Raw genomic sequence first — 14,905 nt, 5'->3', positions numbered from 1 at the left:
ATTTATTTACAATATGTCAATCGAAGTAGGAAACAAGCTTAAAGGTAAAGTCACTGGTATTAAAAAGTTTGGCGCTTTCGTCGAACTTCCTGAAGGAAAGAGTGGCTTAGTTCACATAAGTGAAGTTGCAGATAATTACGTGGAAAACGTAGAAGATCATTTATCTGTTGGAGATGTAGTTGAAGTTAAAGTGCTTTCAATTGCTGATGATGGTAAAATTAGTTTATCAATTAAAAAAGCAAAAGATCGTCCACGTAGACCTCAAAGTAAACCCAATTATAAAAAACCTCAACCAAAAGGTGAGGACTTTGAAAAGAAATTAACAGATTTCTTGAAAGATAGTGAAGATAAATTAACATCCATTAAACGTCAAACAGAATCTAGACGTGGTGGAAAAGGCGCGAAACGTTAATAAATATATATCATAAGACTGTTGAAATAGGAATTAATTTAACGACTTGAAAACAAAGTACAATAATTTTTCCAAAATTAAGTTTGATCGTAACAATCTAAGACTGTTTTCTTACTTTAGGAAACAGTCTCTTTTTTTTGTTGTATATAAGTCATAATATTACGAGCATTTGCATCGTTAAGGTAACATTATGGTCAAGGAGGTAGATAAGTTGAGAGTAAATACTGAAGGCTGGAATAAAAGTAATCACATTGTATTGGCAGTTTCTACAGGTGTGGATAGCATGGTGCTATTGCATCAATTGATTACGCATTTAGCTGATTCATATACTAAGTTGACTTGTCTACATGTAAATCACAATATTCGTCCTGCTGCAGCAGCAGAAGAACAATTTATTAAAGGGTATTGTGACAAGCATCAGATTCCATTGCATGTACAACATCTAGACTTGTCTGCTGTGATTGAAAAAGGTAATAGTATTGAAAGTGCAGCGAGAGCTGAACGTTATCATTGGTTTGATGATATGATGACCGAGTTAAAGGCAGATGTATTACTTACGGCACACCATCAAGATGACCAAATTGAAACGATATTTTATCGACTCATGACTGGACGCTCTACGAGAAGTAGCTTGGGTATGACATATCTTTCTTCAAGAGGTCACTATAATTTATGTAAACCCTTTTTAGAAGCCACGAAATCAGAAATACGTAATTATCAAACAAAACATAACGTTCCATATTATGAAGATGAATCAAATACAGAAAATCATTACGTCAGAAATGATATTCGTAATCGTATATTACCTGACATTGAAAGTAATAAACACTTATCTACAGAACAATTGCTAAAATTAAAAGACTGGCATGATGAACAATTAGAAGTTGTGCGAAACGAAGCTACAACATTTATCTCGGCATTCGTTGATTTTTGTAATGATGACAATGAAGTTACTTTTTCGAGAAAACAATTTTTAAATTTACGACATAGTGTCAAAATGGCAGTCTTGGATAAACTTTTTGCTGAATTACCATTAGATAAGTCGATTACTGAGAAAACTTACGATGAATGGTTTCAGCAACTTACTGAAAATGTAACACAATGCACATTATATGCGACACATGAATGGATAATTCACATCGCTTATGATAAATTTATAATAATGGCAAATTGTAAAGAAAAACTAGCTCCGACTAAGATTGATCAACCAGGTGTATACAACTATGGTCGCTATAGCATTGATATTACTAACGAATTTCCTACATTCGAGTATCCTATAGTTATCCGTACAAGAAAAGACGGCGACAAATTTGAACTGAATGGTATGAAAGGGCATAAAAAGATAAGTAGACTGCTTATTGATGAAAAGGTTATGCAAACTGAACGTAACCAAATGCCAGTTATAGTTAATGCATATAATGAGATTATTGCTGTTGGCACATTATATTTAAAAAATAGATACAATCAATCAATTTTTATACGAAATATGGGAGAGGAATGAAAACATGCGAGATGATTTAAAAGACATTTTATTGTCAGAGGAAGATATACATCAAATTTGTGAAGAGCTAGGTAAGAAAATAACAGAGGAATACAAAGGGAAGCCACTTGTTTGTATTGGGATATTAAAAGGGTCTGTTATGTTCATGGCAGATTTAATTAAATACATTGATACGCATTTAGCTATCGACTTTATGGATGTTTCTAGTTATCACGGAGGCACCGAGTCAACAGGAGAAGTAAAAATCTTGAAAGACTTAAGTGGATCTATTGAAAATAAAGATGTTTTAATTATTGAAGACATTCTAGAAACTGGTACTACATTAAAATCAATTACTGAATTACTTGAATCACGTCGTGTTAATTCACTTGAAATTGTTACGCTACTTGATAAACCAAACCGTCGTAAAGCAAACATTGAAGCAAAATACGTAGGTAAAAAGATACCTGACGAATTTGTAGTAGGCTATGGTTTAGATTACGCTGAACATTATAGAAATTTACCTTATATTGGTACATTGAAACCAGAAATCTATTCAAAATAAGCAGTACAATTTATTCGCGGAAAAAGTTGTTATATACTGTAAGTTACAGTCGAATTAAGTTGGTGAATGTGAAAAGTAGGGTTACACTTAAATCATTTGAAATTTAATACATAAACTTGAGGGTACGTGACAATATATAATATTCATTTAACTTTAAGCATAATAGAAAAATAAAACTAAAGGGTAAAACAATAAGAATTGTAAACATAACGCAAAAGTTGAAATAGTAGCCGAAAACTCGAGTGTTGTGTTACAATTTTTGTTAGTTTTATAATTGAAGTAGGAGGAAACGACGCATGCAGAAAGCCTTTCGTAACGTGCTAGTTATCGCAATCATTGGCGTTATTATTTTTGGCTTGTTTTCGTGGCTTAACGGAAATGGGAATATGCCAAAGCAGCTTACATATAATCAATTTGTTAAGCAGTTAGATAAAGGTGAGTTAAAATCACTGGAAATACAACCTGAACAAAACGTATATATGGTAAGTGGTAAAACAGATAAAGATGAAGAGTATTCTTCAACTATTTTATATAACAACGATAAAGAGCTAGAAAAAATAACTGATAAAGCACAAAGTCAAGATGGATTGAAATTTACAGTTAAAGAAGAAGAAAAGCAAAGTGTATTTGTAAGTATATTAACAACATTAATTCCTGTATTAATTATCGCACTTTTATTTATATTCTTCCTTAGCCAAGCCCAAGGTGGCGGCGGTGGCGGTGGTAATCGTATGATGAACTTTGGTAAATCCAAAGCGAAAACGTACGATAATCAACAAAAACGTGTACGCTTCACTGATGTAGCTGGTGCAGATGAAGAGAAACAAGAATTAATTGAAATAGTCGATTTCTTAAAAGACAATAAACAATTCAAACAAATGGGTTCTAGAATTCCTAAAGGTGTTCTTTTAGTTGGCCCTCCTGGTACAGGTAAAACATTATTAGCTCGTGCAGTTGCTGGTGAAGCCGGCACGCCGTTCTTCTCAATCAGTGGTTCAGACTTCGTTGAGATGTTTGTGGGTGTTGGTGCAAGTCGTGTACGTGACTTGTTCGAAAATGCTAAGAAAAACGCGCCTTGTATCATCTTTATTGATGAAATCGATGCAGTTGGTCGTCAACGTGGTGCCGGTGTAGGTGGTGGCCATGATGAGCGTGAGCAAACATTGAACCAATTACTAGTTGAAATGGATGGATTTGGTGATAATGAAGGTATCATTATGATAGCTGCTACAAACCGTCCAGACATTTTAGACCCAGCGTTATTACGTCCAGGTCGTTTCGACAGACAAATTCAAGTAGGTCGTCCGGATGTGAAAGGCCGTGAAGCAATTCTTCATGTTCATGCGAAAGACAAACCATTTGATGAAACAGTTGACTTAAAAGCAGTTTCAGAAAGAACACCTGGTTTCTCTGGTGCAGATTTAGAAAACTTATTAAACGAAGCATCATTAGTTGCTGTACGTGAAGGTAAGAAAAAAATCGATATGCGTGATATTGAAGAAGCGACAGACCGTGTTATCGCTGGTCCAGCTAAGAAATCTCGCGTAATCTCAGAAAAAGAACGTAATATTGTAGCGCACCATGAAGCTGGTCATACAATTATTGGTATGGTACTTGATGAAGCTGAAGTTGTTCACAAAGTTACAATCGTACCTCGTGGACAAGCCGGCGGTTATGCAATGATGTTACCTAAACAAGATCGCTTCTTAATGACAGAAAAAGAATTATTAGATAAAATCTGTGGTCTACTTGGTGGACGTGTATCTGAGGATATTACCTTTAATGAAGTATCTACAGGTGCATCTAATGACTTTGAACGTGCGACACAAATTGCACGTCAAATGGTTACTGAATATGGTATGAGTGAAAAAATCGGAACGGTTCAATTCACAAATAGCAACGGTGGCCAAGTCTTCTTAGGAAAAGAAATGCAAGGCGACACTGAGTTTTCAGGACAAATTGCATACGAAATTGATAAAGAAGTGCAACGTATTATTAAAGAACAATACGAGCGTTGTAAGGCTATCTTGTTAGAGCATAAATCACAGTTAGATTTAATAGCTGAATCATTATTAACTGAAGAAACATTAGTTGCCGAACAAATCCAATCATTATTTAACGATGGTGTCTTACCAGAAGTAGATTATGATAGTGCCAAAGTTGTGGAACATAAAGATGATGACTTTGAAGAAGGAAAATACGGTAAATCTTACGAGGACGTTCGTAGAGAACAACTAGATTCAGATGATGAAACACAGGATAACGATAAAGAAAATGAACAACAAGACAACAATGACACTGAAGAAACAGGTCATGAACAAGCACCTAATATCGATAAACCTAGCAATCCGAACGATCCGAATGATCCAAGCAATAGAAATTAATAACTGAACTTAAAGCTTCTTTCTGCTATCATATTGATAGTAGAAGGAAGCTTTTTTAATAGCTTCGTTTGTCAAAATAAGCTAGACAGTTTACCTACATCCATGTAACTCATAAATACTTCCAACGGGGTTTGATAATTCAATGACTTTCTGGGGATATGGTTCCTTCTGGTAGAGACGGAGGAAACAAACCGCTGGTCCACCTGATTGAAATCCATCCCCTTAGGCAATCCATCTGTCCGCAATAACCCATTGGAATGTTCATTCAACCCGCGCTGGGAAGGGGTGCCCGGATCAGCGAAATAGATGGAAAGATCATTCTGATTACTGATTGACCGCCAATTCGAGAATTCTTTGCCACAATCGAATGTAATGGATTTGAACAGGTTTCTGGGCACCTGATGACACCATGTGTTGAGCGTGGTTTCGATATCCTTCGCTGTTCTGCCTTCGGGTTTTAGCGTGATGATGGCTTTTGACAGGCGTTCAACCAATGTAATGATGGCACTTTTATGGTGGACACCGACAATCGTGTCGCCTTCAAGATGACCAAATTCTTCGTTGAATGCCGGATAATCCGTCTCTCTTTCAGAAATGTTCCGTTTGAATGTCTGTCTGCCCCGGCGTTCCTTATGACCGTTTGGTTTTCGCTTGCCTTTCATCGGCAGTGTAGAAATATCAAACTGCTGACGTTTGAATAGCCGGTACAGTGTCCGTCCCGAACAATTAATTGGGTGTTCCTCGCGACCAGTAATCACATCGGGGGTCCAGCCCTGAGCGACTTTTTCTTCAACATAGAGATGTTGATCGGCGGGTAGTACAGTCTGTTTTCTACCACAGCGTTTCTTGTTCTGCTTATAGCGCTTGTAATAATCCAGTGCCGTGTGCCCGTCTTTCAGAAAAGTCACCACATTGTGCACTGTTTGACGGGCCCGGCCCATCTGTCTTGAAATCTTTGTGACAGAGCTATTTTGATGGAAATAGGCTTCTATTATTATCAATTCATCCGTGCTAAGATGGGTGTAGGTCATTCGTGATCACTCCTATGATTTCTTTGGTTGGAAATTCATTTTGAGTGTATCACGAGTGGCTTTTCTTATGTGTCTAGCTTAATTTTACAATCGGCGTAGCAAAATATAACAGAATAATTTATAAACAGATGTTTCGCAATTTTTACCTCGAACGATTACAATAAATTGCATTGATAAAAAGTGTAAAAACAATCTTAGAGTAAAGATAGAAAAACATTTTCAAAACTAGATGATATTAAAGGAGAAATAAACAAAATGACGAACGATTATATAGTTAAAGCATTAGCTTTTGGAGGACAAATTCGCGCTTATAGTGCGTTAACAACTGAAAGTGTTCAAGAAGCACAAACAAGACATTATACGTGGCCAACTGCTTCAGCAGCACTTGGACGTACGATGACAGCAACAGTGATGATGGGTGCAATGCTCAAAGGCGATCAAAAATTAACAGTTACAGTTGATGGAAAAGGCCCAATTGGTAAAATAATTGCTGACGCTGATGCTAAAGGGAATATAAGAGGCTATGTTACGAATCCTCAGACACATTTCCCTTTAAATGATGCTGGTAAATTAGATGTTAGCCGTGCAGTTGGTTCAGAAGGTGCATTGACAGTTGTAAAAGATATTGGAATGAAAGATTTCTTTTCTGGTTCTAGTGAACTCGTTTCTGGTGAATTAGGAGATGACTTCACTTATTACTTTGCTAAAAGTGAACAAGTACCATCATCAGTAGGTTTAGGCGTATTAGTAAACCCTGACAATTCAATTAAAGCTGCAGGTGGCTTTATAATACAAGTTATGCCAGGTGCAGACGATGAAACAGTTGATAAACTCGAAGCTGCAATCAATCAAATGACACCAGTTTCGAAACTGATTGACCAAGGTTTAACGCCTGAAGAAATTCTTTTCGAAATACTAGGGGAAGAAAACGTACAACTATTAGAAAATCTTCCTACACAATTCGATTGTAATTGTGGGCATGAAAAATTCTTAACTGCTATTAAAGGTTTAGGCGAAGCTGAAATTCAAGATATGATTGATAAAGACCATGGTGCAGAAGTTGAATGCCATTTCTGTAGAAATAAATATAATTTTTCAGAAGATGAGTTACATGGATTAATAGAAAAAAGTAACTAAAAGGTTTACACTAGGTATTGAACTAGGCTATTGAATAAAAAAGTTGGTATATTAAATCTTCATAGTTGTATTTGCTGAAAAATCTGATAAAATATAAAGTATATCCGAGAGAAAAAGTAGGTTTTAAACTTTTTAATGAAAAGGAGCAATACTAAATGACAAATAAACCAGTAGATAATATCGTAAAAGCAATTGGCAATACACCTGTTGTTAAGTTAAACAACGTTGTGGGGGAAGATGCTGCAGACGTATATGTGAAACTTGAATATCAAAATCCAGGTGGCTCTGTGAAAGACCGTATTGCATTAGCAATGATTGAAGAAGCTGAACAAGCAGGTAAAATTAAACCAGGTGATACAATTGTTGAACCGACAAGTGGTAACACAGGAATTGGCTTAGCTTTTGTTTGTGCAGCTAAAGGTTATAAAGCAGTATTTACGATGCCTGAAACAATGAGTCAAGAACGTCGTAACTTGTTAAAAGCATACGGCGCAGAATTAGTATTAACACCTGGATCAGAAGCAATGAAAGGTGCGATCAAAAAAGCTAAAGAATTAAAAGAAGAATTCGGTTATTATGAGCCGCAACAATTCGAAAACCCAGCAAACCCTCGTGTACACGAATTAACAACTGGACCAGAATTAGTTGAACAATTTGAAGGCAAAACGATTGATTCATTCTTAGCTGGTGTAGGTACTGGTGGAACACTTAGTGGCGCGGGTAAAGTATTAAAAGAAAAATACCCAGACATTAATCTTGTAGCGATTGAACCAGAAGACTCAGCTATCTTAAGTGGCGGCGAACCAGGTCCACATAAATTACAAGGTTTAGGTGCAGGATTTGTACCAGATACTTTAGATACAAACATATACGATGAAATTATCAAAGTAGGTAATGAAGTTGCTATGGATATGTCACGTAGAGTTGCTAAAGAAGAAGGCATCTTAGGTGGTATTTCTTCAGGTGCTGCGATTGTTGCAGCGATTGAAAAAGCAAAATCATTAGGTAAAGGTAAAACAGTTGTTACTGTATTACCAAGTAATGGTGAGCGTTATCTTTCTACACCGTTATATTCATTTGATGACTAAATGATATATATTTAACAATTACCGGCCACATATTCATGTGAGTCGGTTTTTTTTGTGTATACATAAAGAAACATAAGTAAGCAAAGTAAAAACAATACACTAGCATATGTGATTTCAAGTTTTGATTACTGAAAAAATTGAAAATTAACGTTATTATAGAATAGTAAATATAATACATAAGAGAAATCATTTATAAAGTGAAAGGAAGAAGAATAATTATGACGCATACAAAAATTATGGGCATATTAAATGTAACTCCTGACTCTTTTTCTGATGGTGGTAAATATAATACAGTTGAAAAAGCGATTAAGAGAGCAAAAGAAATGATGGATGAAGGTGTAGATATTATAGATGTTGGTGGGATATCTACCCGTCCAGGTTTTGAAGAGATAAGCGTTGAGGAAGAGTTGGAGCGCGTTGTCCCTGTTGTAAGTGCGTTGGCTGAATTAGATGTACAACTATCTATAGATACCTATCGAAGTGAAGTGGCAGAAGCTGCAATGAAATTAGGTGCCACGATGATTAATGATCAATGGGCAGGACACTATGATGAACGTATTTTCAATGTAGTAGCGAAATACAATGGTGAGATCGTACTCATGCACAATGGAGATGGTCAAAGAACAGAACCGGTAGTGGATGAGATGTTGCTGTATTTATTAAAACAAGCAAATAAAGCGGAAATGGCAGGTATACCTCAACATAAAGTATGGATTGATCCAGGAATTGGCTTTGCCAAAACACGTGAAGAAGAAAAAGAAGTTATGTCACGTTTAGATGAATTGGTAGCTACAGGTTATCCAGTGCTATTAGCAACAAGTAGAAAAAGGTTCATAAAAGAAATGATAGGTACAGAAACAACGCCTACCGAACGTGATGAAAGTACGGCAGCTACTACTGCGTATGGTATAATGAAAGGCGTAAAAGCGGTAAGAGTTCATAATGTCGCATTAAATGTTCGATTAGGACAAAGCATGGACTATTTAAAGGAGAATGACGATGAGCGACACAATATTTCTTAATGGTATGAGATTCTATAGTTATCATGGTGCGCTGCCAGCTGAAAATGAAATTGGACAAATATTTATTGTCGATGTCACAATGAAAGTTGATTTGAGTATGGCTGGGCAATCTGATGAGGTTACAGATACAGTCCATTATGGTGAAGTTTTTGAAGAAGTAAAAGCAATCATGGAAGGCAAGCCTGTAAATTTATTAGAGCATCTAGCTGAACGTATTGCAAAACGTATAAATTCACACTATAATCGTGTAATGGAAACGAAAGTTAGAATCACTAAAGAAAATCCACCTATACCTGGCCATTATGATGGTGTAGGCGTTGAAATAGTGAGGGAGAATCTCTAATGGAATATGCTTATTTAGGATTAGGAAGTAATGTTGGAGAAAGAGCGTCACAACTTGATGAAGCAATCCGTATATTAGATAATACAGATGGCATTCAAGTAACGCAAAAATCCCCGATATATGAAACAGAGCCAGTAGGTTATGTCGACCAACCACAATTTTTAAATCAATGTATTGAAATTTATACATCCTTAACTCCACAAGATTTATTAAAAGAGTGTCTCCATACTGAACAGCAGTTACACCGAGTAAGAGATATACGTTGGGGCCCTAGAACTTTAGATGTTGATATTTTATTGTTTGGTAATCATATTATTGATGAAGAAAATCTGAACGTTCCGCATCCACGTATGCTAGAGCGTGCATTTGTACTTATACCGTTAAATGATATAGCATCAGATTGTGTAGAACCTCATTCCAATAAAAAAATTGGAAGTATAGTAACGGCAGACGATTCAGTCAAAGAGTATAAAGGTTTATAGTTATAAAATATGTGGAAAACGGGAGTCGTATAGATATATAATAGAGTAATTCTTGCTCCTATGGCTAATGTAGATAACGTTACATTTAAACGTACAGTTAAAAATGGGTGTGGGTTTAATGTGTGCTGTATCTATATGGTAAGACTAGAAAAGCTTTGAAATAAACAGAACAACAAATGATAGATAACTATCAAACGTTCCAAGTGAAGATTGAAGCTAAAGAATAATAAAAATTAGAACAAGAAGCATAAAGGAGAGAAAGTAATGTCAGAAGAAATGAACGACCAAATGCAAGTCCGCCGCCAAAAATTACAAGAATTATACGATTTAGGTATCGATCCTTTTGGTCAAAAATTTGAACGTACTTCTACGGCTGCCCCATTGCATGAAGATTGGGACGCATATACAAAAGAAGAATTACATGACAAAGAAGATGAAAGCAACGTAAGTATCGCCGGTCGTCTAATGACTAAACGTGGAAAAGGTAAAGCTGGATTTGCTCATGTTCAAGATTTAACTGGTCAAATACAAATTTACGTAAGAAAAGACCAAGTAGGAGACGAACAATTTGAAGTTTGGAATTCTGCAGACTTAGGAGACATTGTAGGTATAGAAGGTGTAATGTTCAAAACGAATACAGGTGAATTGTCTGTTAAAGCTAAAACATTCACGTTGTTGACTAAAGCATTACGTCCATTACCTGATAAATTCCACGGTTTACAAGATATCGAACAGCGTTATCGTCAACGTTACCTTGACTTAATTACAAATCAAGATAGCACGCAAACATTTATTAACCGCAGTAAGATATTACAAGAAATGCGTAATTACTTAAATCAAAGAGGATTTTTAGAAGTAGAAACACCTATGATGCACCAAATTCCTGGTGGAGCTGCTGCGCGTCCTTTCGAAACACATCATAATGCTTTAGACGCAACACTATATATGCGAATTGCAATTGAATTACATTTGAAACGTTTAATCGTAGGTGGATTAGAAAAAGTTTATGAAATTGGACGTGTTTTTAGAAACGAAGGCGTATCAACAAGACATAATCCAGAATTCACTATGATTGAATTATATGAAGCGTATGCTGACTATCACGATATCATGGATATAACTGAGAATATGATTAGACATATTTCTGAAAAAGTACTTGGTACTGCTAAAGTAAACTATGGCGAAGAAATTATAGATTTAGAATCTGATTGGAAACGAGTTCATATGGCTGATGCTGTTAAAGAAGAAACAGGTGTGGACTTCTTCGAGGTGCAAACTGATGAAGAAGCTAAATCATTAGCTAAAGAACATGGCATTGAAATAACAGATAATATGAAATATGGTCATATCTTAAATGAGTTCTTTGAGCAAAAAGTTGAAGAAACATTAATTCAACCAACGTTTATTTATGGACACCCAATCGAAATCTCACCACTAGCTAAGAAAAATCCAGAGGACCCAAGATTTACGGATCGCTTTGAATTATTCATAGTAGGTAGAGAACACGGTAATGCATTCACAGAATTAAATGATCCTATTGATCAAAGAGCAAGATTTGAAGCGCAATTAGTAGAAAAAGAAGAAGGTAATGATGAAGCGCACGAAATGGATGAAGATTTCATTGAAGCATTAGAGTACGGAATGCCTCCAACAGGTGGTTTAGGTATTGGTATTGATAGATTAGTAATGTTACTTACTGATTCTGCTTCTATCCGTGATGTATTGTTATTCCCTTATATGAAACAAAAATAGATTATTTAAAGCTTGGTTTAAACTAAGAGATAATTGATTTAATCATTTAAACTAGATCATATGTTACGATTTCACACTGGTGAGACGTAATATATGGTCTGTTTTTTGTTTTAGTATCTCTATAGAGATACTAAAAATAAGAGAGAATAGAGGGTTTAAGTACTAAATAAATTAATTAAATTAGTAATAAGATACAATTAAGTATTATAATGCTATTAAAATATAATAATATACTAAAAAAGGTATGGTAAAGATAGATTCTATGTGATAAGATTATTCAAGTCGAGTTAAGGAAACGAAACAAGACATATATAAGCATTTAAAATATTTCTTTTCGAGAAATATTCGAAAAGCATTGACATTAAAGTGAAAATGAATTAATATATAAAAGTCGTCAAAAACGACAAGCACTATATACATAACTCAAGTAAAAGTCTTGTAAACAAATCTTTAAGATAGTGTAAAATTGACTATTGCAAAAGATTAACAAACAATGTATTATTAATTGAGTAAGTTAATTTGTCTGGTGGCAATAGCAAAGAGGTCACACCTGTTCCCATGCCGAACACAGTAGTTAAGCTCTTTAGCGCCGATGGTAGTCGGACTTACGTTCCGCAAGAGTAGGACGTTGCCAGGCTTTTATTAAAAATTATGTGGAGAATTAGCTCAGCTGGGAGAGCATCTGCCTTACAAGCAGAGGGTCGGCGGTTCGAACCCGTCATTCTCCATCACTTCATGATAGCCGGCCTAGCTCAACTGGTAGAGCAACTGACTTGTAATCAGTAGGTTGGGGGTTCAAGTCCTCTGGCCGGCACCATTTCATGAGCCATTAGCTCAGTTGGTAGAGCATCTGACTTTTAATCAGAGGGTCAGTGGTTCGAGCCCACTATGGCTCATACAGTTTCATTTGCAGAAGTAGTTCAGCGGTAGAATACGACCTTGCCAAGGTCGGGGTCGCGGGTTCGAATCCCGTCTTCTGCTCCATTATTTTTGCCGGGGTGGCGGAACTGGCAGACGCACAGGACTTAAAATCCTGCGGTGAGAGATCACCGTACCGGTTCGATTCCGGTCCTCGGCACCATCATTTTTAATATAGCGCCCGTAGCTCAACTGGATAGAGTACTTGACTACGAATCAAGAGGTTACAGGTTCGACCCCTGTCGGGCGCACCATCTTTAAAAGTGTTAATCAATTAAATTATGTACGGGAAGTAGCTCAGCTTGGTAGAGCACTTGGTTTGGGACCAAGGGGTCGCAGGTTCGAATCCTGTCTTCCCGACTCTTTAAAATTTATATGGGGGCTTAGCTCAGATGGGAGAGCGCCTGCTTTGCACGCAGGAGGTCAGCGGTTCGATCCCGCTAGTCTCCACCATATTATTTAAATGAACATTGAAAACTGAATTGCAATATGTCAACGTTAATTCCGAACACAACATTAAATTGTTGGTTCAAACGTGTTAGAGATAACACACAAATTAGTATTTTATGAGCTAATCAAACATCATAATTCATTTATGGAGAGTTTGATCCTGGCTCAGGATGAACGCTGGCGGCGTGCCTAATACATGCAAGTCGAGCGAACGGATAAGGAGCTTGCTCCTTTGAAGTTAGCGGCGGACGGGTGAGTAACACGTGGGTAACCTACCTATAAGACTGGAATAACTTCGGGAAACCGGAGCTAATGCCGGATAACATTTGGAACCGCATGGTTCTAAAGTAAAAGATGGTTTTGCTATCACTTATAGATGGACCCGCGCCGTATTAGCTAGTTGGTAAGGTAACGGCTTACCAAGGCAACGATACGTAGCCGACCTGAGAGGGTGATCGGCCACACTGGAACTGAGACACGGTCCAGACTCCTACGGGAGGCAGCAGTAGGGAATCTTCCGCAATGGACGAAAGTCTGACGGAGCAACGCCGCGTGAGTGATGAAGGTTTTCGGATCGTAAAACTCTGTTATTAGGGAAGAACAAATGTGTAAGTAACTGTGCACATCTTGACGGTACCTAATCAGAAAGCCACGGCTAACTACGTGCCAGCAGCCGCGGTAATACGTAGGTGGCAAGCGTTATCCGGAATTATTGGGCGTAAAGCGCGCGTAGGCGGTTTCTTAAGTCTGATGTGAAAGCCCACGGCTCAACCGTGGAGGGTCATTGGAAACTGGGAAACTTGAGTACAGAAGAGGAAAGTGGAATTCCATGTGTAGCGGTGAAATGCGCAGAGATATGGAGGAACACCAGTGGCGAAGGCGACTTTCTGGTCTGTAACTGACGCTGATGTGCGAAAGCGTGGGGATCAAACAGGATTAGATACCCTGGTAGTCCACGCCGTAAACGATGAGTGCTAAGTGTTAGGGGGTTTCCGCCCCTTAGTGCTGCAGCTAACGCATTAAGCACTCCGCCTGGGGAGTACGACCGCAAGGTTGAAACTCAAAGGAATTGACGGGGACCCGCACAAGCGGTGGAGCATGTGGTTTAATTCGAAGCAACGCGAAGAACCTTACCAAATCTTGACATCCTTTGAAAACTCTAGAGATAGAGCCTTCCCCTTCGGGGGACAAAGTGACAGGTGGTGCATGGTTGTCGTCAGCTCGTGTCGTGAGATGTTGGGTTAAGTCCCGCAACGAGCGCAACCCTTAAACTTAGTTGCCAGCATTTAGTTGGGCACTCTAGGTTGACTGCCGGTGACAAACCGGAGGAAGGTGGGGATGACGTCAAATCATCATGCCCCTTATGATTTGGGCTACACACGTGCTACAATGGACAATACAAAGGGCAGCTAAACCGCGAGGTCATGCAAATCCCATAAAGTTGTTCTCAGTTCGGATTGTAGTCTGCAACTCGACTACATGAAGCTGGAATCGCTAGTAATCGTAGATCAGCATGCTACGGTGAATACGTTCCCGGGTCTTGTACACACCGCCCGTCACACCACGAGAGTTTGTAACACCCGAAGCCGGTGGAGTAACCATTTATGGAGCTAGCCGTCGAAGGTGGGACAAATGATTGGGGTGAAGTCGTAACAAGGTAGCCGTATCGGAAGGTGCGGCTGGATCACCTCCTTTCTAAGGATATATTCGGAACATCTTCCTTGAGAAGATGAAGAGGAATGATATTGACATATTGCATTCAGTTTTGAATGCTCATTACGAGTATTCATTGCGTTATTTTGTACATTGAAAACTAGATATGTAAGTAAAATTTATGATTT

11 protein-coding genes, 8 tRNA genes and 2 rRNA genes are annotated in these 14,905 nt (G+C 37.6%); 20 read left to right on the top strand and 1 reads right to left on the bottom strand.

Annotated elements, in window-relative coordinates:
- The first annotated feature begins 13 nt into the window (after positions 1–13).
- The 4 genes from NSR03_RS10920 to ftsH all read left to right on the top strand — a co-directional run bounded on the left by NSR03_RS10920 (position 14) and on the right by ftsH (position 4,841).
- Complete coding sequence (locus tag NSR03_RS10920) at positions 14–412, top strand: S1 domain-containing RNA-binding protein (RefSeq protein WP_002508751.1); 399 nt, start codon at positions 14–16, stop codon at positions 410–412.
- Between the two features lie 211 nt (positions 413–623).
- Positions 624–1,913 carry a tRNA lysidine(34) synthetase TilS gene (tilS, locus tag NSR03_RS10915; protein ID WP_002512527.1) on the top strand — a complete coding sequence of 430 codons (1,290 nt, stop codon included), beginning with the start codon at positions 624–626 and terminating at the stop codon, positions 1,911–1,913.
- 4 nt (positions 1,914–1,917) lie between these two features.
- Positions 1,918–2,457: a hypoxanthine phosphoribosyltransferase gene (hpt, locus tag NSR03_RS10910; protein ID WP_002508753.1), complete on the top strand. Its 540-nt coding sequence runs from the start codon at positions 1,918–1,920 to the stop codon at positions 2,455–2,457.
- A 296-nt stretch (positions 2,458–2,753) separates the two neighbouring features.
- Entirely contained in the window at positions 2,754–4,841 is a 2,088-nt protein-coding gene (gene ftsH, locus NSR03_RS10905) for an ATP-dependent zinc metalloprotease FtsH (protein WP_002508754.1), read from the top strand.
- A 71-nt stretch (positions 4,842–4,912) separates the two neighbouring features.
- Here ftsH and NSR03_RS10900 read toward each other — a convergent pair whose 3' ends face one another.
- Positions 4,913–5,872, bottom strand: coding sequence for an IS30 family transposase (locus NSR03_RS10900; protein ID WP_040762886.1), 960 nt, complete (start codon positions 5,870–5,872; stop codon positions 4,913–4,915).
- A gap of 255 nt (positions 5,873–6,127) precedes the next feature.
- Between NSR03_RS10900 and hslO the strand changes: the two genes are divergently transcribed.
- From hslO to NSR03_RS10820, 16 genes are all read left to right on the top strand, one after another.
- The gene (hslO, locus tag NSR03_RS10895) at positions 6,128–7,009 is read left to right on the top strand and encodes an Hsp33 family molecular chaperone HslO (protein WP_002512524.1); all 882 of its coding nucleotides are present in this window, start codon (positions 6,128–6,130) and stop codon (positions 7,007–7,009) included.
- Between the two features lie 155 nt (positions 7,010–7,164).
- Complete coding sequence (gene cysK / locus NSR03_RS10890; RefSeq protein ID WP_002512523.1) at positions 7,165–8,097, top strand: cysteine synthase A; 933 nt, start codon at positions 7,165–7,167, stop codon at positions 8,095–8,097.
- 218 nt (positions 8,098–8,315) lie between these two features.
- On the top strand, positions 8,316–9,119 hold the full coding sequence (folP, locus tag NSR03_RS10885; RefSeq protein WP_002512522.1) for a dihydropteroate synthase: 804 nt from the start codon (positions 8,316–8,318) through the stop codon (positions 9,117–9,119).
- Positions 9,097–9,462 (top strand): dihydroneopterin aldolase, encoded by a 366-nt coding sequence (folB, locus tag NSR03_RS10880; protein ID WP_021339905.1) that lies wholly within the window; start codon positions 9,097–9,099, stop codon positions 9,460–9,462. Before folP ends, folB begins: the two co-directional genes overlap by 23 nt.
- A complete protein-coding gene (gene folK / locus NSR03_RS10875) occupies positions 9,462–9,944 on the top strand; it encodes a 2-amino-4-hydroxy-6-hydroxymethyldihydropteridine diphosphokinase (RefSeq protein ID WP_002508759.1) in 483 nt (160 codons plus the stop codon). Before folB ends, folK begins: the two co-directional genes overlap by 1 nt.
- A gap of 264 nt (positions 9,945–10,208) precedes the next feature.
- Entirely contained in the window at positions 10,209–11,696 is a 1,488-nt protein-coding gene (gene lysS, locus NSR03_RS10870) for a lysine--tRNA ligase (RefSeq protein WP_002508760.1), read from the top strand.
- Positions 11,697–12,218: 522 nt separating this feature from the next.
- Positions 12,219–12,333: ribosomal RNA gene (gene rrf / locus NSR03_RS10865) — 5S ribosomal RNA — on the top strand.
- Between the two features lie 18 nt (positions 12,334–12,351).
- Positions 12,352–12,424: transfer RNA gene (locus NSR03_RS10860), tRNA-Val, on the top strand.
- Positions 12,425–12,437: 13 nt separating this feature from the next.
- Positions 12,438–12,513 (top strand) — tRNA-Thr (locus tag NSR03_RS10855).
- A gap of 6 nt (positions 12,514–12,519) precedes the next feature.
- Positions 12,520–12,592 (top strand) — tRNA-Lys (locus tag NSR03_RS10850).
- Positions 12,593–12,605: 13 nt separating this feature from the next.
- Positions 12,606–12,680: transfer RNA gene (locus NSR03_RS10845), tRNA-Gly, on the top strand.
- Positions 12,681–12,688: 8 nt separating this feature from the next.
- Positions 12,689–12,777 (top strand) — tRNA-Leu (locus NSR03_RS10840).
- 14 nt (positions 12,778–12,791) lie between these two features.
- A tRNA-Arg gene (locus NSR03_RS10835) sits at positions 12,792–12,868 on the top strand.
- A gap of 32 nt (positions 12,869–12,900) precedes the next feature.
- A tRNA-Pro gene (locus NSR03_RS10830) sits at positions 12,901–12,974 on the top strand.
- Between the two features lie 17 nt (positions 12,975–12,991).
- Positions 12,992–13,067, top strand: a tRNA-Ala gene (locus NSR03_RS10825).
- Between the two features lie 139 nt (positions 13,068–13,206).
- Positions 13,207–14,759, top strand: a 16S ribosomal RNA gene (locus NSR03_RS10820).
- The last annotated feature ends 146 nt before the right edge of the window (positions 14,760–14,905 follow it).

The organism is Staphylococcus sp. FSL W8-1207 (genome assembly GCF_038003745.1).
Taxonomy (GTDB): domain Bacteria; phylum Bacillota; class Bacilli; order Staphylococcales; family Staphylococcaceae; genus Staphylococcus; species Staphylococcus equorum.
This window is presented reverse-complemented; position numbering and strand designations above follow the sequence as displayed.

Bases quoted from the DNA above. Each gene is read 5' to 3' on its own strand.
- hslO (WP_002512524.1), top strand. From the start codon at position 6,128: ATGACGAACGATTATATAGTTAAAGCATTAGCTTTTGGAGGACAAATT.
- folB (WP_021339905.1), top strand. From the start codon at position 9,097: ATGAGCGACACAATATTTCTTAATGGTATGAGATTCTATAGTTATCAT.
- ftsH (WP_002508754.1), top strand. From the start codon at position 2,754: ATGCAGAAAGCCTTTCGTAACGTGCTAGTTATCGCAATCATTGGCGTT.
- lysS (WP_002508760.1), top strand. From the start codon at position 10,209: ATGTCAGAAGAAATGAACGACCAAATGCAAGTCCGCCGCCAAAAATTA.
- NSR03_RS10920 (WP_002508751.1), top strand. From the start codon at position 14: ATGTCAATCGAAGTAGGAAACAAGCTTAAAGGTAAAGTCACTGGTATT.
- folP (WP_002512522.1), top strand. From the start codon at position 8,316: ATGACGCATACAAAAATTATGGGCATATTAAATGTAACTCCTGACTCT.
- cysK (WP_002512523.1), top strand. From the start codon at position 7,165: ATGACAAATAAACCAGTAGATAATATCGTAAAAGCAATTGGCAATACA.
- folK (WP_002508759.1), top strand. From the start codon at position 9,462: ATGGAATATGCTTATTTAGGATTAGGAAGTAATGTTGGAGAAAGAGCG.
- NSR03_RS10900 (WP_040762886.1), bottom strand. From the start codon at position 5,872: ATGACCTACACCCATCTTAGCACGGATGAATTGATAATAATAGAAGCC.
- hpt (WP_002508753.1), top strand. From the start codon at position 1,918: ATGCGAGATGATTTAAAAGACATTTTATTGTCAGAGGAAGATATACAT.